Below are 21536 nucleotides of genomic sequence, written 5' to 3' on the forward strand. Positions count from 1 at the left end.
ACGGATGATCAGTCGTGTCGGTGCGGATCTGGGCCTGAGCGCCACCGCGCACGTGCCCAGGACCGACGAACCGCAGAAGGCCAAGGACTTCACGTCGGACCAGGAGGTCCGGTGGTGTCCGGGGTGCGGCGATTACGTCATCCTCGCTACGATCCGAAGTTTTTTGCCGGAGTTGGGACTCCGACGCGAGAATCTGATGTTCGTCTCCGGTATCGGATGCTCGAGCCGCTTCCCGTACTACCTGGACACGTACGGCCTGCACTCGATCCACGGTCGTGCGCCTGCCATCGCGACGGGTCTCGCGGTGACGCGCCCCGACCTGTCGGTGTGGGTGGTGACCGGCGACGGCGACGCACTGTCCATCGGGGGCAACCATCTCATCCACGCCCTGCGGAGAAACGTCAACATGACGATCCTGTTGTTCAACAACAGGATCTACGGGCTGACCAAGGGGCAGTACTCGCCGACCTCGGAGGTCGGCAAGGTCACCAAGTCGACGCCGCTGGGTTCGGTGGACCACCCGTTCAACACGCTCTCCCTCGCGCTGGGAGCCGAGGCGACCTTCGCGGCCCGAGCCATGGACTCGGACCGCAAGGGGCTGACGGAGGTGCTGCGGCAGGCGGCGGCGCACCGCGGCACGTCGTTCGTGGAGATCTACCAGGACTGCCCGATCTTCAACGACGGCTCGTTCGACGTCCTACGCAAGGAGGGTTCGGAGCAGCGCCTCATCCCGCTGACCCACGGCGAGCCGATCGTCTTCGGCGGAGCGGGCGAATTCTGCGTCGTCCGATCGGGTTTCGGTCTGAAGGTGGTCGCGACCGCAGACGTCGACCGGGACGACATCGTCGTGCACGACGCCCACACCGACGACCCCGACTACGCGTACGCACTGTCGAGGCTCTCGGACCAGGACCTCACCCACACCGTGACCGGTGTGTTCCGCAGCGTCACGCGGGACACGTACGACGACATGGTGCGCCTGCAGAACGAGATCGCGCGGGAGAAGGACCCGGTCGACGACGGCTCGCTGCAGCGCCTGCTGACCGGTCACGACACCTGGACGGTGGAGTAGGCGGCTTCGCCGGTGCCCGCCACCTCGGTGCGGGTGACCCGTGCGCGCGGAACGAAGAACGTCACGATCCCGCCCAGGACGGCGATGCCCGCGAAGACGTAGAACGCCACCTGGCTGCTGATGCCGGCGCTGATCAGTGCTCCACCGATCAGTGGGCCGAAGATCCCGCCCAGCCGGCCGAATCCGGCGCACCACGCCACTCCGGCGCCGCGTGCGGACGTCGAGTAGTAGTTGGAGACGAAGCCGTAGATCAGGACCTGGGTGCCGATGGTGCCGACTCCGGCGACCGCGACGGACGCGAGGAGCACCGGCAGCGGGAAGCCGAGCGTCAGGAGGATCAGGGCGAGTGCGGCGAGACCGAATGTCGTGGCGACGACGCGTTGCGGTCCGATGCCGTCGGCGACCTTGGAGGCGATCAGGCCGCCGAGGATCGCGCCGCCGTTGAGGACGAGCAGGAACGACAGCGAACCCTTCGCGTTGAAACCGGCGTCCTCCATGATCTTCGGAAGCCACGTGTTGAGTCCGTACGTGAGCAGGAGGCCGGAGAAGCTCATCATTCCGAGAAGCGCAGTGCCCCAGGCGTAACGGCGTGTCGCGAGTGCGGCGAAGCCGACCTTCTCGACCGAGGCACGTTCCGCGGCGATCTCGTCGGCGCCGGGCATCGGGATGCCCGTGCGTTCGGAGATGCGGCGGGCCTTGTCCTCGTGGCCGCGGGCGACGAGCCACTTCGGTGACTCGGGCAGTTTCACGAGCGCCAGCGGCAGCAGGATCACGATGGGCAGTGCGCCGATCCAGAAGAGGCCGCGCCAGCCGATCGTGTCGCGCAGGACGATGGCGAGGAGGGACGCGAGCACCCCGCCGGCGGGGACGCCGCTGTAGACGATCGCGTTGTACAGGTTCCGCTTTCCGGGAGGTGCGAACTCCGCCACCATCGCACCGGCGGTGGCGACGAGACCACCGACCCCGATACCGGTGAAGAATCGCAGCAGGCCGAACATGGTGACGTTGGTGGCCAACGCGGCGAGTCCCATTCCGATGGAGAACCACGCGATGTTGACGAGCATCATCCGCCGCCGGCCCAGGTAGTCGCCCACGGCGCCGGCGGTGAGTGCGCCCACCATGACACCGATGAGCGCGTACGAGCCCAGTGCACCGGCCTGCTGCGCGGAGATCTCGCCGAGTTGACCGGGATCGTTCATCAACGTCGGGAGGATGGTGCCGTACACGACGAGGTCGTAGCCGTCGAAGATGATGGCGATCGTGGCGATCGCGACGACCCACGTGACGGCACTGCGGTGTCTCGGACTCGCCCAGGTGTCGGATGTGGTGGATGGGTTCATGGTGATCTCCGCTCGGTGGGTGTGACGGGGAACCGGGACGAACTCGTAAGTGTGCTGTGTCACAATCGAATTCGGATAAAGAAATGCCCCATCGGCGAGACGATGCAATGCGCCCCGCCGATGAGGCGGTCGAGATCTGTGGGCAGCTAGCCGAGGTCGCCACCGGCGACGGGCAGTACCGTCCCGGTGATGTAGGTGGCCTCGTCGGAGGCCAGGAAGACGATGGCCGCGGCCTGCTCGTCCAGCGTTCCGTACCGCTTCAGCAGGGACGAGTCGACGGTCTGGTCGACGATCTGCTGGTACCAGGCCTTCTCCTGATCGGTCTCCGCGCCGGGGCCGCGGGGAACGCGGCGAGCGGGCGCCTCGGTGCCGCCGGGTGCGGTGGCCACCACGCGGATTCCGTACTGTGCGGCTTCGAGAGCGAGGGACGCGGTCAGGGCGTTGACCCCGCCCTTCGACGCCGCGTAGGGCACGCGGTTGACACCCCGCGTGGCCACCGAGGACACGTTGACGATGGTGCCCGACTCCTGCGCGATGAGGTGGGGGAGGACGGCGCGGCACGTCCACAGGGTCGGGAACAACGACCGCTGCACCTCCGCCTGGATCTGCTCGGCGGTGTAGTGCTCGTACGGCTTGGCCCAGATGGTGCCGCCGACGTTGTTGATCAGCACGTCGAGCCGGCCGTGCTGCTGCCGCGCCTCGTCGATCGCCGTCTCTGCGTCGGTGAACTGTTCCAGATCGGCGGTGATGCTGTGCGCGTCGGTGCCGTTCTCGCGCAACCCCTTCGCGACGTCGTGGACGAGCTCGGCGCGGTCGATCAGGATCAGCGACGCACCCTCGGCCGCGAGTCGGGTCGCGACCGTCAGGCCGATGCCCTGCGCTGCGCCGGTGACCGCGACGACCTTGCCGTCGAAGCGGTGCGGAGTGACGAGTCCACTCATGCGACGGCACTCCTCTCGATGGCGCGGCACATGGTGGCCTTGGCGTGCGCGCTGTGGCTGACGATCAGGTCGTGGGCGGCGGCCCGGTCACCCTTCTCGAAGGCGGAGACGATGTCGAGGTGGTCGTGCTGGATGTGCTCGTCCACCCAGTCCGCGGTGCGGAGCACCTTCGTCATGAGCTGCGTGACCTCCAGGCGGTTGTACGCCTCGAGGAGCACGTCGTTGGCGGTGCACCGGAACAGGAATTCGTGGAATGCGGCGTTGGTGTCGGTAAAGGCGCCGGCATCCGTGAAGTGGTCGTTCTCGATCGATTCGCACGAGGTCTCGGCGAGGATCCGGTACTCGGACAGCTGTTCCTTCGTCATCCGGCCGATGGTCAGTTCCATTGCACCGAGTTCGAGCGCCATGCGGGCGTCGAACTGCGCGTCCGACTCGGACAGCGGCTGGTGTTCCTCGCCGATCTCGTACTCGGGGGCCGCCTCGACTGCGTCGGCCGCCGGCGGTGCGGACGCCTCGGACCCACTCGGTGTCGCCGCGTTGTTGAACTTCTCGAAGTAGAAGTTCGCCGGCGTGACGCCCTCCGACTTCAGGTGGTCGCGCACCGCCTCGACCATGGGAGGCGGACCGCACAGGTACACGTCCACGTCGCCGTCGTTCAGGTGTGCGGGCTCGAACAGGCCGGTCACGTATCCCTTGTTCGGTGCACTGCTCGCCGGGTCGGACACGCAGTAGTCGAACGTGAACTGGGGCAGGGACTTCGTGTACGCCTCGAGCTTGTCCAGTTCCACCAGGTCCGCGTCGGACGAGACACCGTAGACCAGGTGCACGGGGTGGTCGGCGGCGTCGGTGCGCATCTTGTCGAGGATCGACAGCAGCGGGGCCAGCCCGGTGCCGCCGGCCAGCAGCAGGGCGCGACGCTTCTGCTCGCGGAGGAAGAAGCTTCCCATCGGGCCGGTGAACTCGAGCGTGTCGCCGACCTGTGCGCGGCTACGCAGGTACTCCGACATCAGGCCACCGTCGGTGATCTTGACCAGGAACGACAGTTCCTTCGACGTGGGTCCGGTGCTGAACGAGTACGAGCGCGTCGCTTCGGTCCCGGGAACGGTGATGTTCACGTACTGGCCGGGGAGGAAGACCAGGTCGTCCCGGTTCGCGATCTCGATCGTGAACCCGATGGTGGTGTCGGAGAACTTGCGGATCTCCGTGACCGTCGAGGTGAACGTGCCTGCGGCGGTCTTCGCGACGTCGGATGTCGTCGGGATCTGCAGCACCAGATCGCTTTCCGGCATCATCTGGCACGGAAGGCAGTAGCCCTGCTCCGCCTCTTCGTCGGTGAGCGCTTCCTCGATGTAGTCGCCGCCGTCGTACGTGCCGGATTCGCAGAGCGACTTGCAGGTGCCGCACGCCCCGTCTCGACAGTCGAGGGGAATGTTGATGCGCGCGCGGTAGGACGCGTCGGCGACCGTCTCGTCGCCGTCACACTTGATGAAGCGGGTGATCCCGTCCTCGAAACTCAGTGCAACTTGGAAAGTCATGGAAAACAGCTCGATTCGCGAAGAATGGGGAAGAAATCAGATGTGGTAGATGTCGACCACGTGGTGGATGTAGTCGTTCTTGAGCACGACCTTCTTCTTCAGGATCAGAGGCTGCTCACCGGAGAAGTCGATGGTGTAGAACGAATTCCCGAAGTACGTGTCGACCGTGTTGTACCGGAAGTAGAGCGTGAACCAGTTGAACCGGACGTCCACGACGTCGCCGCGACGGTCGGTGACCTCGACGTTCGAGATGTTGTGACCGGTGCGGGGTTCCGGAAGGCTCGTCGCGCTCGACCGGTCGGTCTTGATGCGGAACACCCGGTCCTCGATGCCACCACGGTTGGCGTAGTAGATCAGGGAGATCTCGGTCATCGGGTCGGTGGTCAGTTCACCGTCGTCGGCCCACGCCGGCATCCAGAACTCGGAGTCGGGGTGATAGCACTCGATCCACTTCTCGAACTCGCGGTCGTCGAGGTAGCGGGCCTCACGGTAGAGGAACTGCTCGATGTCGTGCTGGGTGACAGTGCTTTCGGCTACTGCGGTCATGTTTCTCGCCTCCCTCAGCGGTTGTTCGCGGCAACGTCGGCGTCGAGCGCCTTGGTGAGCGCTTGCACCCAGTAGCCGTGCTGGATCGGGTAGAGGCCCTCGTCCTCGGTCTTCACACCACTGGAGATGGGGTTGATGCCGATCTTCTTCGCATCTTCGTCGGGGCCCTGGAGTTGGTGGGTGACACCGCGGCTGAGGTCGTTGAACGGTGCGGCGCCGGCCTGGTACGTCTTCTGGCAGGAGCGGAACTCCTCGAGATCGTCCGGGGTGGCCATGCCGGTGGCGTTGAAGAAGTCCTCGTACTGGCGGATGCGGGCGGCACGTGCCGTGCGGCTCTCACCCTTGGGGGCGATGCAGTAGATGGTGACCTCGGTCTTGTCGACGGAGATCGGACGGAAATGCCGGATCTGCGAACCGAACTGGTCCATCAGGTACACGTTCGGGTACAGGCACAGGTTGCGGGACACGCCGATCATCCAGTCGGCGCGATCCTCCCCGTACTCGGTGACCAGTTCGTCGCGGCGCTCGTTCAGCGGACGGTTGGCGGGGTCCGCCCACTTGGTCCACAGCAGCAGGTGACCGTTGTCGAACGAGTAGTACCCGCCCTGCTGCTTCGACCACTTGCCGGCGTCCATCGCCTTCGTGGCGTTGGTGGACTCGCCGGACTCCCGACGCGACGTGGTCGCGGCGTAGTTCCAGTGGGTGGCGGACACGTGGTAGCCGTCGGCGCCGTTCTCGGTCTGCAGCTTCCAGTTGCCGTCATAGGTGTAGGTGGACGCGCCGCGCAGCACCTCGAGGCCGTCGGGCGACTGGTCGACGATCATGTCGATGATCTTCGTGGTGTCACCGAGGTGTTCCTCGAGCGGCGGGACGTCGGCGTTGAGGCTGCCGAACAGGAATCCGCGGTAGTTCTCGAACCGCGCGACCTTGGTGAGGTCGTGGGAGCCGTCCTTGTTGAACTGTTCCGGGTAGCCGGCCTCACGCGGGTCCTTGACCTTGAGGAGCTTGCCCGAATTGTTGAACGTCCAGCCGTGGAACGGGCAGGTGAACGTGGTCCGGTTGTCCGTCTTGCGCCGGCAGAGCATGGCGCCGCGGTGGCTGCACGCGTTCACCAGGGCGTTGAGCTCACCCTCCTTGTTGCGGGAGATCACGATCGGCTGGCGGCCCATGTACGTGGTGAAGTAGTCGCCGACGTTCGGGATCTGGCTCTCGTGGGCCAGGTAGATCCAGTTGCCCTCGAAGATGTGCTTCATCTCGAGTTCGAACAGGTCCTCGTCCGTGAAGACGCTGCGTCGCACCTGGTAGCGACCGGTTTCCGCGTCCTCGATGAGCGCGTCGGCCAGCTTGGCGCGCACGTCGTCGGACGGCGCTGTGTACAGGGTTTCAGTCATGGGATCCTCCAAGATCTCCGGGGGGCTTGCGCCCTGCGAGGGCGCCCGGGTCCGGCAATGGATTCCACTCTTGCAGCCTGTGCGCTGCATCACACTAGGCATTTACCGAGTACTGACTAGGACGTGTTCGGCATGCGTACGCCGAAGCTCGGAGGGCCTCGGCGTGCGCACGCGGGCCGACTTCACACGGCTGGCATGAACTTCTCCCGGAAGATGCGTCGCGGAGCCATACGCCGGCGCTTGAATGCCTTGACGCCGGCGTCGACCATCGCGGGCGGCCCGCACAGGTACCCGGAGTATCCGCGACAGGTATCGAAGTCCTCCACGAACGCGTCCGTGACGTAACCGGACCGCCCGGACCACGACTGGTCGCTCAGACACGGCACGTACCGGAAGCCCGGGTACGCCCGCTCCCACTCCTGGAACAGGTCGACATCGTAGAGGTCGGACTCCTCGCGCACGCCGTGATACAGGTGGATAACGCGTTCCGGTGTGGCCGTGAGTGCCTGGTGGGCCATGGATTTCAGCGGGGCGAGCCCGGTTCCGCCGCCGAGCAGGACCATCGGCCCCTCGTCGTCCGGATCGAGACGGAAGTCGCCGAGCGGCCCCGCCATTTCGACGCGTTCGCCGACGGACAGCGAGCCGAAGACCCAACCGTCCGTCGCGACTCCGCCCGGCTGCCTGCGGATGTGGAACTCGAGTTGTTTCGACTCGCCCGGCGTGTTCGCCATCGAGTACTGGCGGCCGTGGTCGGTGCCGGGTACTCGCAGTTCGACGTACTGCCCCGCGGAGAATTCGAGCGGGCTGTCGAGCGTGACGAGAACCCGCCGCGTGTCGCGGGCGACGTCCTCGATCGCGCTCACGGTGCCGACGAGGTCCCGCAGGGCGTGGACGGTGCCCGCCGGCGCCGTGTCCAGGCGTTCCACCACGGTGTCACCGCACGGAGTGGCCTGGCAGGCCAGGGCGAATCCCTGCTCGCGCTCGGCCCGGGTCAGCGTGTTCTCGGGCGAGCGGCCGTGGTCGACCGACCCCGATACGACCCGCAGCTTGCACGTACCGCACGTGCCCTGGTTGCACGAGTTCGGCATCCACACGCTGCCCCGGAGGAAAGCGTCGAGTATCGGCTGGTCGGGGCGGCATTCCACCCTGTCGGCAGCGACCGAGACGGTGAAGGTCACGGCTATACCTCCCACGTGGTCCGGAGGGCGGTCGGGCCGCGGAAACCCCAGCCCCAGAACTCGACGTCCGCGCCGGAGTCACGTTCGAGGTTCGGGATCGCCTCGAACAACTCCTCCAAGCCGATGCGGCAGACGTGATTGGCGAAGTAGATGCCTGCGCACGCGTGGTTGCCGGAACCGAACGCCAGGTGGGGGAGCGGGGGACGCGTCATGTCGTAGTCGGTGGGCGCGTCGTAGACGGCGGTGTCGTGGTTGGCCGAACCGTAGGACAACAGGACCACGGATCCCTCGGGGAGGAACACGTCCCCGAGCGTGACGTCCTTGGTGCTGATGCGGGCGGTCGCCGACCAGATCGGGGAGGTCCAGCGCATTCCCTCGGAAATCGCCCGCGGAATCAGGGCGGGCTCGTCGATGACGGCCTCGAGCTGCTCGGGGCGGGTGAACAGGCCCACGAGTGTCGATGCCATTCCGTGCCCGGGTTCCTGCATCGCGCCCAGCAGGTAGACGAAGAGCGTGGGGTAGATGTACTCGCGGTCGCGGACTTGTCCTTCGGGCATGCCGTCGTGCAGCCAGTGCGAGATGGCGCTGTCGTCGGGTTCGACGGTCCACTTGTCGATGAGCGGATCGACGACGGCCCGGATCTCTGCCTTGGCCTCGTCGCCTTGCACGAATCCCTCCGGGTTCGTGAAGTCGCCGTTCGCGTCCACTCCGGCATTGGTGAAGGAGTTCGACAGTCGGTGGAACCAGTCACGCAACGTGTCCGAGCTGACGTCGTTCAGCCCCAGTAGATCACCGAGTGCGCGCACGCTGACGGGTTCGCAGTACTGCGAGACCAGATCGGCCTTGCCGTCGTTCTCGAACTGCTCCACGTAGCGCCGCGCGATGGGGCGGACGAGTCCGTCGACCCAGCGGTCCACCTCCGACGGTTGCACTGCGGGGTCGACCATCGAGCGGAGGTCGCGGTGGATCTCGCCGTTGACGCCGATCACCGCCGGGTGACCGAACGTGCGGCCGCCGGCCTTGGTGATGATCCCCTCGAAGTCGGGGCTGTTGGCGATGGTGCGGCACAGGTCGGCGGTGGTCGCGACGAACGAACCGAGGACCGGGACGTAGGCCAGCGGCGCCTCGGCGCGCAGCCGCTCGTAGACGGGGTACGGGTTGCGCTCGAGTTCCGTCATCGTGATCTCGTCGATCCAAGACAGGGTGGCGGTCATCTGAATCTCCTCATTCAAAGCAACTGCTCGGAAACAACTTTCGTTGTGTGAGCGGGGTGAGGAAGAAGGTAGGCCGTCGCAGGAGGGTGGTCTAGCCACTCTGCGCGGTCTCTGGACCATCTGCGCGACTACTTGTGATCGCGGTCTCAGTTATCCTCGACTGGGCGTGACGACACGGTTTCAATGAGGTCGGAACGATTCTTCAGTGAGGCAGGTGCATGACGATGGCATCGACGATCACCGAAACCCAGGACTGGGATGCGGCGTCGAGGGCGGTGGCCGGTGCGTACTTTCCCCACACGTTGACCGACTTGTCGCCGAACGGAGCGATGAAGCTGTCGATGCGGACCGTTGACCTCGGCCCCGTCACTCTCGGGAGGCTGGGCTGGGGTGCCGACGTGTCGATCGAGTGCGACTATCCGGATGCGTACGAGATCAACATTCCGCTGTCCGGTTCGCTGGAGTCCTGTTCGCAGGGCGACACGGTGCTGTCGCGGCCCGGTCAGGCCACGGTCTTCCGGGCGGACGAGCCGACCCTGATCACCCGGTGGAGTGGCGACTGCTCGGTGCTCGGCGTCAAATTCGACAGCGCCTACCTCGAGCAGGAGGCTGACCGGATCCTCGGCTCCGACCTGCGGCCCGGGCTGCACCTACCGTCGCAGATCGATCTCACCGAGGCCCCGGGACACAGCTGGTTTCGTCTGGTGCGCTCATTGACCGCGCAACTGCGGGAGCCGGCCGACCTCCTCGCCAACCCGGTGGTCGGCCCGCAGCTCGCCGGCGCGATCACGTCGGCCTTCGTCCTCGCCGTCACGCCCGTCGAGGAGGTGCGCGGGGGCGCGCCCCGACCGCGAATCGTCAAGCGAGTGCTCGACGGACTCAACGACGACCCGGCCCGCGCCTGGACGGCAGCCGACATGGCCGAGTTGGCGGGCACCAGCGTCCGCCGGTTGCAGGAAGGGTTTCGCGAGTATGTCGGGCGCAGCCCGTCGGAATGCCTCCTCGACATCCGTCTGAGTCGCGCCGACGCCGACCTGAGGGCGCTGGAACCCGGTGTCACGGTCTCCGAAGTCGCTGCCCGGTGGGGGTTTACCCACGCGGGCCGGTTCTCCGCCGCCTACCGCCGCAGGTACGGCAAATCCCCGTCAGAGCTGATTCGCTTCTGACGGGGATTGCGCGGGTGTGCGGTTACTTGTTACCGAAGTACGAGACGTCGTCGTTGCCGATGAGGTCGGGGACCGTCCAGCCGTCGAGGTCGTATTCGGACAGGCACTGCTCGGCGAAGCCCTTCATGGAGGCGACGTCGCCACGGTTCTCGGCGGCGAACAGCAGTTCCGCCTTGACGTTTTCGTGGTTGCCGGAGTAGTTGCGCTCGTAGAGTTCGTGGCGGCCACCGAACTCGCTGCCGATCGAATCCCACAGTGCCTTCATGATCTTGACGCGTTCGACGGCGGTCATGCCGTCGGAGCCGCGGACGTACTTGTCGAGGTACGGCCGGACGTCGGGGCTCTTGAAGTCGCGGGCGCTCGAGGGGAGGTAGATCAGACCGGACGCGACGTCCTGTTCGATGATCTCCTTGATTCGCGGGTAGCCCTGGATCATGAACATGCGGTACGTCAGCCCGTATTCGAGCTTCGGGATGACGGTGTCGCCGATCCACGGCTCGGGGTTGCGTGCCATCGATTCGGTGAGTGACCAGAACAGGTTTCGCCAGCCGATGACCTCACCGACGCGGGTCTGCACGCCGCGGAACCCGCCCGCGCCGGTGGCGTCGAGTGCCTTCATCAGCATGCCGGCGATGAAGTCGAGTTTCACGGCGAGACGGGTGCAGCCCTGGAACGTGAAGCGGGGCAGGAATCCGGACTGCGGGAAGAAGCCGTTGATCTTGTCGACGTCGCCGTACATGAAGACGTTCTCCCACGGCACCAGCACCTTGTCGAAGATGAAGATGGTGTCGTTCTCGTCCATGCGGCTCGACAGCGGGTAGTCGAACGGGGTGCCCATCACGGCCGCGTTCTGGGTGAACGACGACCGGCAGATCAGCTTCACCCCCGGCGCGTCCATCGGGACGGTGCAGATCAGGGCGAATTCCTTCTTCTTGATCGGCAGGCCGTAGTGGGCGATGAAGTTGTAGTTGGTGATGGCCGAGCCGGTGGCCACGACCTTGGCGCCGGAGACGATGAGGCCGGCGTCGGTCTCCTTCTCCACCTTCATGAACACGTCGCCGACCTCGTCGGGCGGGAGCTGTCGGTCGACCGGCGGGTTGATGATCGCGTGGTTCCAGTAGAGAACCTTTTCCTGCGATTCCTTGTACCAGCGTTCTGCGTTGTCCTGGAACGGGGAGTACAGCTCCTTGTTGGCATGCAGGGTGCCGAGGAAGGAGGCCTTGTAGTCGGGCGACCGGCCCATCCAGCCGTACGTCATGCGCGCCCAGGTGGCGATGGCGTCGCGTTCCTTCAGCAGGTCGTCCGAGGAGGTGGGTGCCTTGAAGAACGGCATCGTGACGCCGCCGTTGCCGGTGTCGGTGGGGGTGGTGACCTTGTCGACGTGTTCGCCGGTATGCATCGAGTCGTAGAGGCGTGCGGTCATCCGGATGGGGTTGCGGAACGCCGGATGCGTGGTGACGTCCTCGACACGCTCGCCGTGCAACCAGATTTCACGGTCGTCGCGTAGCGACTCGATGTACTCGTCACCGGTCATCGGGCGCGATGCGAAGTTGGTGGTGCGGTTGGCTTCGCAGTCTGCGGCCGGGTTGACCTTCGTCGGGTCGAGCGCGGTCTCGGGAGCGCTTTCGGTGGTGGTCATGGAATGTCCTTTCGGATTCGGCGGTCAGTTGACGGGCTGAAGATGGAATGGGGTGAAGGAGGTGGTGGAGTCGAACCAGCCGTTGTTCGGATCGTCCATCGATCCGTTCCACGCGGCCGACGCGGACGGTGAGCCGAGGTCGTGGAAAGTGCTCCGGTAGAACAGCAGCGGGTCCTTGCCGCTGGATTCGGCCGCGACGATCTCACCGATGAAGATGATGTGATCGCCTCCGTCGTACTCGGCCCACGGCCGGCACGACAACGTGGCGGCGGCACCGCAGATGATGGGGGCGGTCGGCCCGTCGGCCCACACGGGTTCGGGGTTCTGCGGTCGCCCGGCGAAATGCATCGCGGTGTCCACCTGGTCGGCGGCGAGAATGTTGACGGCGAACGGCGCCTTGCTCAAGTAGTTGCAGGCCTTGGACTTTCGGGTCAGGGTGATCTGGCACAGTCTCGGCTCGATCGAGACAGCGGTGAAGGCGGTGACCGTCGCTCCGTGCGGCAGGCCCTCGGAGTTGGCGCACGTGATGACCGTGACTCCGCTGGCAAACTGCCCGAAAATGTTCCGGAGTTCGCGTTGCTCCATGGTCGGAGCCTCCCTTCCTGTCCGGGGCGCTGATGAGGTACGGACGAAAGTACGACCGTGGGAACGGCGCGTCGATCCGCTGAGCGCGGAGGTGATCCGCTTTGCGCGGTGACTTGGATCACGCCGAAAATTGCAATCGAAGGTGTCCGTAGTCACACTGGTGCCATGCAGCCCGCGTCCAAGCTGATTCGCCCCGAAGATTGGGACGAAGCGTCGCACGTGGTGTCGGACGTGTACTTCCCACACCGGCTGACCCCGCTGAACAGGTCGAACGCGGGCAACACCGTCGCGGAGGCGGTGGAACTCGGGCCGGTGAAGATCACCCACATCGGCTGGGGCGCGGACGTGGCGATCCAGTCGGACCACCCCGGCGCGTATGCGATCAACGTGCCGCTGTCGGGGCATCTGGAATCGGTGACCGGCAAGCACGAGGTGTCGTCCGTGCCCGGGGCGGGAACGATATGTCCGCCCGACACGACGACGCTCATCACCGACTGGAGCAAGGACTGCTCCATCATCGGCGTGCGCGTCGACCGCGACTACCTGCATCGTGAGATGGCGCGGATCCTGGCGCGGCCGGGACTGCGACTGCCCCCGCAGTTGGATCTGACCAGCGAGAACGGTGCCAGCTGGCTGGCTCTGGTGCGGTCGCTGCTCGACCAGATGCTGCGGTCGGACGGCATCTACACGAACCCCCTCGTCGCCGAGCAACTGTCGGGGGCGGTCACCACGGCACTGGTCCTGGCAGCGATCCCGGACGACGAGACGGCCGGTGCCGGTACCCGGCCGCGCATCGTCAAGCGCGTCATCGACGAGATCCACGCCGATCCCGCACGGGCGTGGACGGCGGCCGAGATGGCCGAGATCGCAGGTGTCGGGGTCCGCCGCCTGCAGGAGGGATTCCAGGAGTACGTCGGGGTGAGCCCCCGCGACTACCTGCTGGACGTCCGGCTCGAACGTGTCCACGACGACCTGCTGCGCGCGGACGGTTCGTCGACGGTCGCCGAGGTCGCGATGCGCTGGGGTTTCACCCACACCGGCCGATTCGCGGCGGCGTACCGCCGGAAGTACGGCGTGGCGCCCTCCGAAGCGCTCCGGGGCTGACGGTCCGGCGTCAGCTCACATAGGAGAAGATCGTCGCCATCCCGGCGGCAAGGTGATAGTCGTTGTGGCAGTGTGTGATCCACTGACCAGGGTTGGTCGTGTCGATGTCGGCGGCGACGGTCTGCCCGGGGAGCACGATCACGGTGTCCTTCCGCGGTCCGGAGCCGTCCGACCGGGCGACGGCGAACGTGTGCCCGTGCAGGTGCATGGGGTGGAACATCATCGTGGGGTTCGTGTAGACCAGCCGCACTCGCTGGTCCCGGTGGACGGTCAGCGGGGTGTGGTCGGGGTAGGCCTTACCGTTCACCGTCCACACGTACCGCATCATGTCGCCGCCGAGCGACGCCTCCAGGGTGACACCCGGGTCGACGACGGGTAACCGGACGGCGTCGGTGGCCCGCAGGCCGACCACGGTGAGCGGGGGAGGGCCCAGCTCACGGGGCGCCACGGCGGGGTCGGGGGCCGCGCCGCCGCCGGTGCGCACCACCGCGAATGCCTGCGCGCCCTTCCCCTCGGCGACCGCGACCAGCGGGAACACCCCGTCCCGAAGGGTGACGACGGCGTCGTACCGCTCGCCCATGCCGATCAGCACCGAGTCGGTGTCGACCGGTTCGACGGGGAAACCGTCCGTGTCCGTGACGGTCAGCCGGTGGCCACCCAGCGCGACCCGGAACGCGGTGTCGTCGCCCGCGTTGATCAGCCGGATGCGGGCGCGCTGCCCCGGTCGTGCGGTGAAGACGGTCGGATCGCCGGGTGGTTTCCCGTTCAGCAGGTACACCGGGTACCGGACGTCGCCGGAGTCACCGCCGAGCACGCGCGACGTCATCACGGGCATGGACGTCATCCGCCCACCGCGGAGTTCGTCGAAGACCTGCGACGGCGTGCGGTCGGTCAACCAGTCGGAGAGCACGACGACGAACTCGGCGTCGTAGTTCGCGGGAGCCCCGGGATCGTCGATGATCAGAGCCCCGTACAGCCCTCGGCCGCGCTGGAGATCGCCGTGCGTGTGGTACCAGTACGTGCCCGGGTCGGGCGGGATGAAGTCGTAGACGAACTCTGTGTCCGCCGGTATCGGAGCCTGCGTGACATCCGGGACCCCGTCCATGTCGTTGCGGATGGCCAGCCCGTGCCAGTGCACGGTGGTGGAATCCGGCAGCTGGTTGCGAAACCGCACCTGGACCCTGTCCCCGACGTTCGCCCGCAGGATGGGGCCCGGCAGTTGCGTGTTGTACAGCCACGCAGCAGTGCGCGTACCTGCGATGTCGACGTCGGACTGTGTCGCGGAGAGTTCATACGCGACTGGTCTCCCGCCGGGAAATCGCCGGGACTCGGCCTCGGCGAACGCGCGCACCTCAGGAGAGTCGGGTCCGATCGCGCCCTCGGCGTCGTCGCTGCGGGCGCAGGCCCCGCTGAGCCCGAGGAGTGCAGCTCCGGCTCCCCACTGCAGCACACGCCGCCGGGACAACTGCACGTCGAGTGGACGGTTCCCAGGCATCCCCCCGCTCCTTCCGCGGGTAGACCGTTTCCCGTGACGCTACTCGGGCGGATTACGCCAGGGCGCCGATTCGCGCCCGGTCGCGGAGGGCGATGAGTTCGCGGGCGTGCGCCTCCAGCTTGCGGTCCTCGTCGGACTGCGGCACCCACTGCTGCACTGCCGTTGCTGCGCCGTCCTCGTCGACGGCGGCGACGACGGTGAGGCAGTGGGTGGTGAGGTTCATTTCCCGGGTGCGCGGGTCGCCGGATCGCACGTGCACCGAGATGTGCATGGTCTGCGCGCCGGTGTGCAGCAGGCGGGCGTCGACCTCGACGACATGACCGATCTGGATGGGGCGGTAGAAGCGCACCCCGCCGGCGTACACGGACACGCACGGCGTGCCGTTCCACGACGTGCCGCACAGGTAGGCGGCCTCGTCGATCCAGCGCATCACGGTTCCGCCGTGGGTCTTGCCGCCCCAGTTGACGTCGGTGGGCGCGGCGAGGAAGCGGGTGAGCGATTCCGGTGCGGTGCCCGCGTCGGTGTAGTTCTGCTTGCTCATCGCCTCTTCGATGTCGGCCCGCAGGCCGATCCGCATGACCGCCTCCTCGGACTCGGCGCGGTCGGTGGCGGTGACGGGCTGCCACGGCGGCACACTCGTCGGCTTACCGGAATCGTCGACGGCGACGAAGATGATCAGGCAGTTGCTGGCCTCGGTGAACTGTCCGGTGCGCGGGTCGGCCGACGACACGGTGCACTGGATGTGCATGCTCGAGCGCCCGGTGTGGACGAGCCGGGCTTCGACCTCGACGAGGTGACCCGACTCGATGGACCGGGTGAACTTGATGTTTCCCACGTAGGCGGTGACGCAATAGCTCCCGCTCCAGCCGACCGCGCAGGCGTAGGCGGCCTTGTCGATCCATTCGAGGATCCGGCCCCCTTGGACGGCCCCTCCGAGCGTCGCCACCTCGGTGGGTGCGGCCAGGAAGCGGAGGGTGATGCTGCGGGGAGGCGTGGTCATCGATGTGATCCTCGGGAATTCGACGTGGCCGGCACGAGGGCGCGAACCGGGGACGGCGAAACGTCGTTGTCCGCCGGTGGCGGGGAAATTATCCCACAGATGCACCGGACCGACCCGTCCGCGATGTGAACGGACCGGAGGTTGACGAACTGTGTGACCACGCGCACACTCGACATCGACCGCACAGCGTTCTCAATGTACGCACAGCGTACGATAGTGATCGGATCAGGTGATGACCTCGACGTCGACGACGACCGCACCTCACGTGGACCACGACCACGTCGACCGGGAGTTCTACCTCCCCGCGCAGCGAGTGCTGCCGTGGAGGGCGAACCTTGCGGCACTCCCCGGCGAACCGGGGACCCCGCTCCGCATGGCGGGGGTCGTGCGCTCACGCGCCGGCGAACCTTTGTCGGGGGCGGAACTCGAGATCTGGCACGCGGACGCCGACGGCTGCTACTCCGGGTACTCCGTCGAGATTCTGCGCAACAACCTGCGCGGCATCGTCGTCACATGCGCCGGGGGCCGCTTCGACATCTCGACCGTGCAGCCGGCGCCGTGCGAATTCTCGAGCGCCCGAGGTGAAGCCGATGTCGGGCACGTCAACGTCGTCGTGCATGCGCGTGGCTTCCGGCCGCTCGAGACGCGCCTGGTGCCGACGCCGGGCGCATCGCGAGAAGTGGACGCGTCCGCCGTCGAGTCGCTCGTCGACGCCGGGGTCGGCGGAGAGGTCTCCTGCGACTTCGTGCTCGACCCGATCTGACCGACGTGATGCCGTCAGCCGGCGAAGCCCATGTCCGTGCTCAGGGCGGCCGCGGCGGCGAGGACGCACGGAACGGCCTGTTCCCGGAACTGTGCCGGAGTGTTCCGCGCGGACGACGTGGAGCACGCGACCACGCCGACCACTGTGCCGCCGGCATCGCGGACGGGGGCGGCCAGCGAGATCAGACCCTTCTCCAGCTCCTCGGACGTCAGGGCGAACCCCTGCTCGCGGACCTTGGCGAGTTCCCGTTCGAATTCGGCTGCAGTGCCGATGGTTTCGGGCCCGAGTTTCTCGAACGTGGACTCGGCGACCACCCGCTCGACCACGTCGGCGGGAGCCCAGGCCAGGAGCGCCCGACCCATGGACGTGGCGTACGCGGGGACGCGGGTGCCGACGGAGACGTTGATGCTCATGATCCGCCGGACGGGAACGCGCGCCGCGTAGACCACGTCGGCGCCGTCGAGCACGCCGAGCGACGCGGACTCCTGGGTCTTCTCGGCCACCTCCAGCAGCCGGGGCATCGCGGCCTCGATCAGTGCGTGCGACTCCGAGTAGTGCTGTCCGATGCTCAGCACGCGAGGGGTGAGCGACCATCGGCCTCCTGAGCCGGCGACGTACCCCAGCTTCTGCAGGGTGAGCAGGATCCGGCGGACGGCGGGGCGCGACAATCCCGCTTCTGTGGCGAGTTCGGCGAGCGTCGGGTTCGGACGCTGCGCGTCGAACGCGAGGAGCACTGCGAAGCCGCGCTCGATGCTCTGGATGTAATCGCGATCGCTCTCGGTCATTGCGGCCTCCACCAGCGATTCGTGTACGTATTCGGACTCGGGGTTGACATTTCAATGTGACTGCGCGCACAGTAGGGGTGTACGCACAGCGTGATGGTAGTACGCACAGCGTACGGAATGCAAGACCCTCGGCGCGTGAACACCCACCGCGTCGACCAAAACTCGATATCAGCCCATTCCGCTCCCTCCCAGCCCAAGGAGAAACAGATGACCACCACCGAGAGCCCCACCGCCGCCGGATCCGGCTCCGCCGCCACCGACAAGTTCAAGGCCGAGCGCGTCACCGCCGACACCTCGCCGGAGCGGCTCGCGGCCATCGCCAAGGACGCACTCGGCGCACTCAACGACGTGATCCTGAAGCACGGCATCACCTACCCCGAGTACCGCGTGTTCAAGCAGTGGCTCATCGACGTGGGCGAGGGCGGCGAATGGCCGCTGTTCCTCGACGTGTTCATCGAGCACTCGGTCGAAGAAGTCCTCGCCCGCAGCCGCAAGGGCACCAAGGGCAGCATCGAGGGCCCGTACTACATCGAGAACTCGCCCGAGCTGCCGTCGAAGTGCACCCTGCCGATGCGGGAAGAGGACGAGAAGATCACCCCGCTCGTCTTCTCCGGCCAGGTCACCGATCTCGACGGCAACGGCCTCGCCGGCGCGAAGGTCGAACTGTGGCACGCCGACAACGACGGCTACTACTCGCAGTTCGCCCCGCACCTGCCCGAGTGGAACCTGCGCGGCACCATCATCGCCGACGAGGAAGGCCGCTACGAGATCACCACGATCCAGCCGGCGCCCTACCAGATCCCGACCGACGGCCCGACCGGTCAGTTCATCGAGGCGCAGAACGGTCACCCGTGGCGTCCCGCGCACCTGCACCTCATCGTGTCGGCGCCGGGCAAGGAGTCGGTGACCACGCAGCTGTACTTCAAGGGTGGCGAGTGGATCGACAGCGACGTCGCGTCGGCGACCAAGCCGGAACTCATCCTCGACCCGAAGACCGGTGACGACGGCAAGAACTACGTCACCTACAACTTCGTGCTCGACCCCGCGTGACCCGTTCCACCCGTAGAGAAAGTGATCCGATGACCGACCTGTCGATCGTCTCCGTCGAAACGACGATCCTCGATGTGCCGTTGGTGCGTCCCCACAAGTTCGCCACCACGTCGATGACGGCGCAGCCGCTGCTGCTCGTCGCCGTCACGACCGCGGGCGGCGTGACCGGCTACGGCGAGGGCGTCGTCCCCGGCGGCCCGTGGTGGGGCGGCGAATCGGTGGAGACGATGCAGGCGATCGTCGAGCGGTACATCGTCCCGGTGCTGCTGGGGCGTGGTGTCGACGAGATCACCGGCATCATGCCGGACATCGAACGAGTCGTCGCCAATGCACGTTTCGCGAAAGCCGCCGTCGACGTCGCGTTGCACGACGCCTGGGCCCGCAGCCTGGGTGTGCCCGTGCACACGCTGCTCGGCGGCGCCTTCCGGAAGAGTGTCGACGTCACGTGGGCCCTCGGCGCCGCACCCGCCGAGGAGATCATCGAAGAGGCCCTCGGTCTCGTCGAGTCGAAGCGGCACTTCAGTTTCAAACTGAAGATGGGTGCGCTCGATCCCGCCGTCGACACTGCCCGGGTGGTCCAGATCGCGCAGGCGCTGCAGGGCAAGGCCGGCGTCCGCATCGACGTCAACGCCCGCTGGGACAGGCTCACCGCGCTGAAGTACGTGCCCCGCCTCGTCGAAGGCGGCGTCGAACTGATCGAGCAGCCCACGCCCGGTGAGCAGCTCGAGGTCCTCGCGGAGCTCAACCGCCTCGTCCCCGTACCGGTGATGGCGGACGAGAGCGTGCAGACTCCGCACGACGCCCTCGAGGTCGCACGCCGCGGCGCCGCGGACGTCATCGCCCTCAAGACCACCAAATGCGGCGGCCTGCAGAAGAGCCGCGAGGTGGTCGCGATCGCCAAGGCGGCCGGAATCGCCTGCCACGGAGCCACGTCCATCGAAGGCCCGATCGGGACCGCGGCGTCCATCCACTTCGCGTGCGCGGAACCCGGCATCGACTTCGGCACCGAACTGTTCGGACCGCTGCTGTTCAGCGAGGAGTTGCTGCAGGAACCGATCCGCTACGGCGACGGCCAGGTGTTCCTGCCCGAGGGGCCAGGCCTCGGAGTCGAGCTCAACATGGACGCAGTCAAGACCTGGACCAGGAACTAAGGAGCACACCACCCGATGGCACTCTTTCACGTCCGCATGGACGTCGCCATTCCCCGTGACCTCGACCCGAAGGTGCGGGACGAGACCATCGCCAAGGAGAAGGCGTACTCGCAGGAGCTCCAACGCTCCGGCAAGTGGCCCCAGATCTGGCGGATCGTCGGGCAGTACAGCAACATCAGCATCTTCGACGTCGAGTCGGCCGACGTACTGCACGAGATCCTGTGGAACCTTCCACTGTTCCCGTACATGAACATCGAGATCATGCCGCTCACCAAGCACGGTTCCGACGTCAAGTAGGCCCTCCGGGCCCGTGCGTGGTCAGCGAGTCTCTGGACTCGTCAACCGCTCACGGGCGCGGAGCGCCTGCCAGCAGCTGGTCCACCGCGCGCACGCTGAGGACGTGGTCGAGTGCCATGGTGGCACTGCCGACGACTCCCGACAGTTCCCCGTGCGTCCAGGGGAGGATCTGAAGCTGTTGGGTGGCAACGGCGATGGCGTTGCCGTAGAGGGTTTCGCGTAGCCCCGCGACGAACGTGTCGTAGGCCTGCGCCATGTCGCCGCCGACGATCACGACCTCCGGGTTGAGGAGGTTGATCGCGCCCGACAGGACCTCGCCGATCTGCCGCCCGCTCTCACGGATCATCCGCCGCGCCTCGGCGTCCCCGGCCAGGGCGAGGGTGATCACGTCGCGGATGTGGGTGACTTCGCGTCCCTGCTCCTGCAGATTGCGGACCAACGCCCACCCGCCGGCCACGGCCTCGATACAACCCACATCACCGCAGCGGCACACCACACCTTGTGCCGCTGCGGTTTTCGTGTGCCCGATTTCGCCCGCCGCGCCGAGGGCGCCCCGCTGGAGCACACCACCGGACACGAGTCCGGCGCCCAGTCCGGTCGACGCCTTGATGAGCAGCATGTCGGCGAAGTCGCGGCGTTCTCCGCGCCGCTCCGCCAGCACCATGACGTTGGCGTCGTTGTCGACGAAGACGGGCGCGTCGGTGACGTCGGCGAGGAACGGCTGGAGGGGGACGCCGTCCCAGCCCGACATCATGGGGGAGTTCAGGCTGCACCCGCGTTCGGTGTCGACGGTTCCGGGGAGGCTGATCCCGATCCCGACCGTCCGTCCCGCGGTCTCGCCCAGACTCTCGCGCAGCGCGATGAGGCGTTGCGCGATGACGGGCATCAGCTCGGCCGGGCTGGTGCCGATCTCCTGCTCCACGTCCTCGGCGACGATGACGTCGCCGGCGAGGTCGCAGATGGCCAGCTGGGTGCGGCTCCGGCCGATGGCTGCCGACAGCACGACACCGGCCTGTACGTGAAACGAGAGCTTGACCGGCGGCCGACCGCCAGTGGAGACGCCCTCCTCGCGTTCGACGACGAGCCCCGAGGCCTGCAGCGAAGACACCCGGGCCGCGACAGCGGTGCGGGAGAGGCCGGTGAGGGTGCCGATCTCGGTGCGCGTCGTTGCTTGCCCTGCGCGAATGAGGGCGAAGACGTCGCCACCCGTCGCCGGGGAGGTCGTCGAGCGAGGCGTCCGCATGAAGGCCATTCAACCAACCGGACACGCGTCTGACAACGTAA

Annotated in this window: 20 protein-coding genes; 7 read left to right on the forward strand and 13 right to left on the reverse strand. The window is 66.8% G+C overall.

Annotated features, from left to right (window positions below):
• Nucleotides 1-4 precede the first annotated feature (4 nt).
• The gene (locus tag CJ177_RS15135) at nucleotides 5-1072 is read left to right on the forward strand and encodes a 2-oxoacid:ferredoxin oxidoreductase subunit beta (RefSeq protein ID WP_095868234.1); all 1068 of its coding nucleotides are present in this window, start codon (nucleotides 5-7) and stop codon (nucleotides 1070-1072) included.
• On the opposite strand, the gene CJ177_RS15140 is transcribed toward CJ177_RS15135, so the two are convergent.
• The 7 genes from CJ177_RS15140 to CJ177_RS15170 all read right to left on the reverse strand — a co-directional run bounded on the left by CJ177_RS15140 (nucleotide 1048) and on the right by CJ177_RS15170 (nucleotide 9217).
• The gene (locus tag CJ177_RS15140; protein ID WP_095868233.1) at nucleotides 1048-2412 is read right to left on the reverse strand and encodes an aromatic acid/H+ symport family MFS transporter; all 1365 of its coding nucleotides are present in this window, start codon (nucleotides 2410-2412) and stop codon (nucleotides 1048-1050) included. The two genes, CJ177_RS15135 and CJ177_RS15140, sit on opposite strands and share 25 nt — an antisense overlap.
• Nucleotides 2413-2558: 146 nt before the next feature.
• Nucleotides 2559-3353, reverse strand: a complete 795-nt coding sequence (locus tag CJ177_RS15145; RefSeq protein WP_005251366.1) for a 1,6-dihydroxycyclohexa-2,4-diene-1-carboxylate dehydrogenase — start codon at nucleotides 3351-3353, stop codon at nucleotides 2559-2561.
• Nucleotides 3350-4888 carry a benzoate 1,2-dioxygenase electron transfer component BenC gene (gene benC / locus CJ177_RS15150; RefSeq protein ID WP_095868034.1) on the reverse strand — a complete coding sequence of 513 codons (1539 nt, stop codon included), beginning with the start codon at nucleotides 4886-4888 and terminating at the stop codon, nucleotides 3350-3352. Before benC ends, CJ177_RS15145 begins: the two co-directional genes overlap by 4 nt.
• A 36-nt stretch (nucleotides 4889-4924) precedes the next feature.
• A complete protein-coding gene (benB, locus tag CJ177_RS15155; protein ID WP_095868035.1) occupies nucleotides 4925-5434 on the reverse strand; it encodes a benzoate 1,2-dioxygenase small subunit in 510 nt (169 codons plus the stop codon).
• Nucleotides 5435-5448: 14 nt separating this feature from the next.
• Nucleotides 5449-6825: a benzoate 1,2-dioxygenase large subunit gene (gene benA / locus CJ177_RS15160; protein WP_095868036.1), complete on the reverse strand. Its 1377-nt coding sequence runs from the start codon at nucleotides 6823-6825 to the stop codon at nucleotides 5449-5451.
• Nucleotides 6826-7007: 182 nt separating this feature from the next.
• The gene (locus tag CJ177_RS15165) at nucleotides 7008-8003 is read right to left on the reverse strand and encodes a 2Fe-2S iron-sulfur cluster-binding protein (RefSeq protein WP_095868037.1); all 996 of its coding nucleotides are present in this window, start codon (nucleotides 8001-8003) and stop codon (nucleotides 7008-7010) included.
• 2 nt (nucleotides 8004-8005) lie between these two features.
• Complete coding sequence (locus tag CJ177_RS15170) at nucleotides 8006-9217, reverse strand: cytochrome P450 (protein WP_095868038.1); 1212 nt, start codon at nucleotides 9215-9217, stop codon at nucleotides 8006-8008.
• 218 nt (nucleotides 9218-9435) lie between these two features.
• On the opposite strand from CJ177_RS15170, the gene CJ177_RS15175 reads away from it, so the two are divergent.
• A complete protein-coding gene (locus CJ177_RS15175) occupies nucleotides 9436-10383 on the forward strand; it encodes an AraC family transcriptional regulator (protein WP_005251377.1) in 948 nt (315 codons plus the stop codon).
• Nucleotides 10384-10405: 22 nt separating this feature from the next.
• On the opposite strand, the gene CJ177_RS15180 is transcribed toward CJ177_RS15175, so the two are convergent.
• Nucleotides 10406-12022, reverse strand: a complete 1617-nt coding sequence (locus CJ177_RS15180; protein ID WP_061041962.1) for a 4-hydroxyphenylacetate 3-hydroxylase family protein — start codon at nucleotides 12020-12022, stop codon at nucleotides 10406-10408.
• Nucleotides 12023-12046: 24 nt separating this feature from the next.
• Entirely contained in the window at nucleotides 12047-12607 is a 561-nt protein-coding gene (locus tag CJ177_RS15185; RefSeq protein ID WP_037231006.1) for a flavin reductase family protein, read from the reverse strand.
• A gap of 165 nt (nucleotides 12608-12772) precedes the next feature.
• On the opposite strand from CJ177_RS15185, the gene CJ177_RS15190 reads away from it, so the two are divergent.
• The gene (locus CJ177_RS15190; RefSeq protein WP_095868039.1) at nucleotides 12773-13711 is read left to right on the forward strand and encodes an AraC family transcriptional regulator; all 939 of its coding nucleotides are present in this window, start codon (nucleotides 12773-12775) and stop codon (nucleotides 13709-13711) included.
• 10 nt (nucleotides 13712-13721) lie between these two features.
• Here CJ177_RS15190 and CJ177_RS15195 read toward each other — a convergent pair whose 3' ends face one another.
• On the reverse strand, nucleotides 13722-15206 hold the full coding sequence (locus CJ177_RS15195) for a multicopper oxidase family protein (protein WP_005251383.1): 1485 nt from the start codon (nucleotides 15204-15206) through the stop codon (nucleotides 13722-13724).
• Between the two features lie 52 nt (nucleotides 15207-15258).
• Entirely contained in the window at nucleotides 15259-16206 is a 948-nt protein-coding gene (locus CJ177_RS15200; RefSeq protein ID WP_005573872.1) for an acyl-CoA thioesterase, read from the reverse strand.
• 232 nt (nucleotides 16207-16438) lie between these two features.
• Between CJ177_RS15200 and CJ177_RS15205 the strand changes: the two genes are divergently transcribed.
• On the forward strand, nucleotides 16439-16969 hold the full coding sequence (locus CJ177_RS15205; RefSeq protein ID WP_095868040.1) for an intradiol ring-cleavage dioxygenase: 531 nt from the start codon (nucleotides 16439-16441) through the stop codon (nucleotides 16967-16969).
• A gap of 14 nt (nucleotides 16970-16983) precedes the next feature.
• Here the strand turns inward: CJ177_RS15205 and CJ177_RS15210 are convergent, their stop codons facing one another.
• Nucleotides 16984-17754 (reverse strand): IclR family transcriptional regulator C-terminal domain-containing protein, encoded by a 771-nt coding sequence (locus CJ177_RS15210; RefSeq protein ID WP_095868235.1) that lies wholly within the window; start codon nucleotides 17752-17754, stop codon nucleotides 16984-16986.
• Between the two features lie 207 nt (nucleotides 17755-17961).
• Between CJ177_RS15210 and catA the strand changes: the two genes are divergently transcribed.
• The 3 genes from catA to catC are packed head-to-tail and all read left to right on the forward strand — an operon-like array spanning nucleotide 17962 to nucleotide 20252.
• Nucleotides 17962-18804, forward strand: coding sequence for a catechol 1,2-dioxygenase (gene catA / locus CJ177_RS15215; protein WP_005251389.1), 843 nt, complete (start codon nucleotides 17962-17964; stop codon nucleotides 18802-18804).
• A gap of 29 nt (nucleotides 18805-18833) precedes the next feature.
• The gene (locus CJ177_RS15220) at nucleotides 18834-19955 is read left to right on the forward strand and encodes a muconate/chloromuconate family cycloisomerase (protein ID WP_061701616.1); all 1122 of its coding nucleotides are present in this window, start codon (nucleotides 18834-18836) and stop codon (nucleotides 19953-19955) included.
• A gap of 15 nt (nucleotides 19956-19970) precedes the next feature.
• Complete coding sequence (catC, locus tag CJ177_RS15225) at nucleotides 19971-20252, forward strand: muconolactone Delta-isomerase (RefSeq protein ID WP_095868041.1); 282 nt, start codon at nucleotides 19971-19973, stop codon at nucleotides 20250-20252.
• A 49-nt stretch (nucleotides 20253-20301) separates the two neighbouring features.
• Here the strand turns inward: catC and CJ177_RS15230 are convergent, their stop codons facing one another.
• The gene (locus CJ177_RS15230; RefSeq protein WP_005264060.1) at nucleotides 20302-21495 is read right to left on the reverse strand and encodes an ROK family transcriptional regulator; all 1194 of its coding nucleotides are present in this window, start codon (nucleotides 21493-21495) and stop codon (nucleotides 20302-20304) included.
• Nucleotides 21496-21536: the final 41 nt, after the last annotated feature.

The organism is Rhodococcus sp. ACPA1 (genome assembly GCF_002300195.1).
GTDB classification, from domain to species: Bacteria; Actinomycetota; Actinomycetes; order Mycobacteriales; family Mycobacteriaceae; genus Rhodococcus_F; species Rhodococcus_F opacus.

Bases quoted from the DNA above. Each gene is read 5' to 3' on its own strand.
- catC (WP_095868041.1), top strand. From the start codon at position 19,971: ATGGCACTCTTTCACGTCCGCATGGACGTCGCCATTCCCCGTGACCTC.
- CJ177_RS15185 (WP_037231006.1), bottom strand. From the start codon at position 12,607: ATGGAGCAACGCGAACTCCGGAACATTTTCGGGCAGTTTGCCAGCGGA.
- CJ177_RS15180 (WP_061041962.1), bottom strand. From the start codon at position 12,022: ATGACCACCACCGAAAGCGCTCCCGAGACCGCGCTCGACCCGACGAAG.
- CJ177_RS15210 (WP_095868235.1), bottom strand. From the start codon at position 17,754: ATGACCGAGAGCGATCGCGATTACATCCAGAGCATCGAGCGCGGCTTC.
- CJ177_RS15170 (WP_095868038.1), bottom strand. From the start codon at position 9,217: ATGACCGCCACCCTGTCTTGGATCGACGAGATCACGATGACGGAACTC.
- CJ177_RS15140 (WP_095868233.1), bottom strand. From the start codon at position 2,412: ATGAACCCATCCACCACATCCGACACCTGGGCGAGTCCGAGACACCGC.
- benB (WP_095868035.1), bottom strand. From the start codon at position 5,434: ATGACCGCAGTAGCCGAAAGCACTGTCACCCAGCACGACATCGAGCAG.
- CJ177_RS15135 (WP_095868234.1), top strand. From the start codon at position 5: ATGATCAGTCGTGTCGGTGCGGATCTGGGCCTGAGCGCCACCGCGCAC.
- CJ177_RS15220 (WP_061701616.1), top strand. From the start codon at position 18,834: ATGACCGACCTGTCGATCGTCTCCGTCGAAACGACGATCCTCGATGTG.
- CJ177_RS15175 (WP_005251377.1), top strand. From the start codon at position 9,436: ATGACGATGGCATCGACGATCACCGAAACCCAGGACTGGGATGCGGCG.
- CJ177_RS15145 (WP_005251366.1), bottom strand. From the start codon at position 3,353: ATGAGTGGACTCGTCACTCCGCACCGCTTCGACGGCAAGGTCGTCGCG.
- benC (WP_095868034.1), bottom strand. From the start codon at position 4,888: ATGACTTTCCAAGTTGCACTGAGTTTCGAGGACGGGATCACCCGCTTC.
- CJ177_RS15190 (WP_095868039.1), top strand. From the start codon at position 12,773: ATGCAGCCCGCGTCCAAGCTGATTCGCCCCGAAGATTGGGACGAAGCG.
- catA (WP_005251389.1), top strand. From the start codon at position 17,962: ATGACCACCACCGAGAGCCCCACCGCCGCCGGATCCGGCTCCGCCGCC.
- CJ177_RS15230 (WP_005264060.1), bottom strand. From the start codon at position 21,495: ATGCGGACGCCTCGCTCGACGACCTCCCCGGCGACGGGTGGCGACGTC.
- CJ177_RS15195 (WP_005251383.1), bottom strand. From the start codon at position 15,206: ATGCCTGGGAACCGTCCACTCGACGTGCAGTTGTCCCGGCGGCGTGTG.
- CJ177_RS15200 (WP_005573872.1), bottom strand. From the start codon at position 16,206: ATGACCACGCCTCCCCGCAGCATCACCCTCCGCTTCCTGGCCGCACCC.
- benA (WP_095868036.1), bottom strand. From the start codon at position 6,825: ATGACTGAAACCCTGTACACAGCGCCGTCCGACGACGTGCGCGCCAAG.
- CJ177_RS15205 (WP_095868040.1), top strand. From the start codon at position 16,439: ATGACCTCGACGTCGACGACGACCGCACCTCACGTGGACCACGACCAC.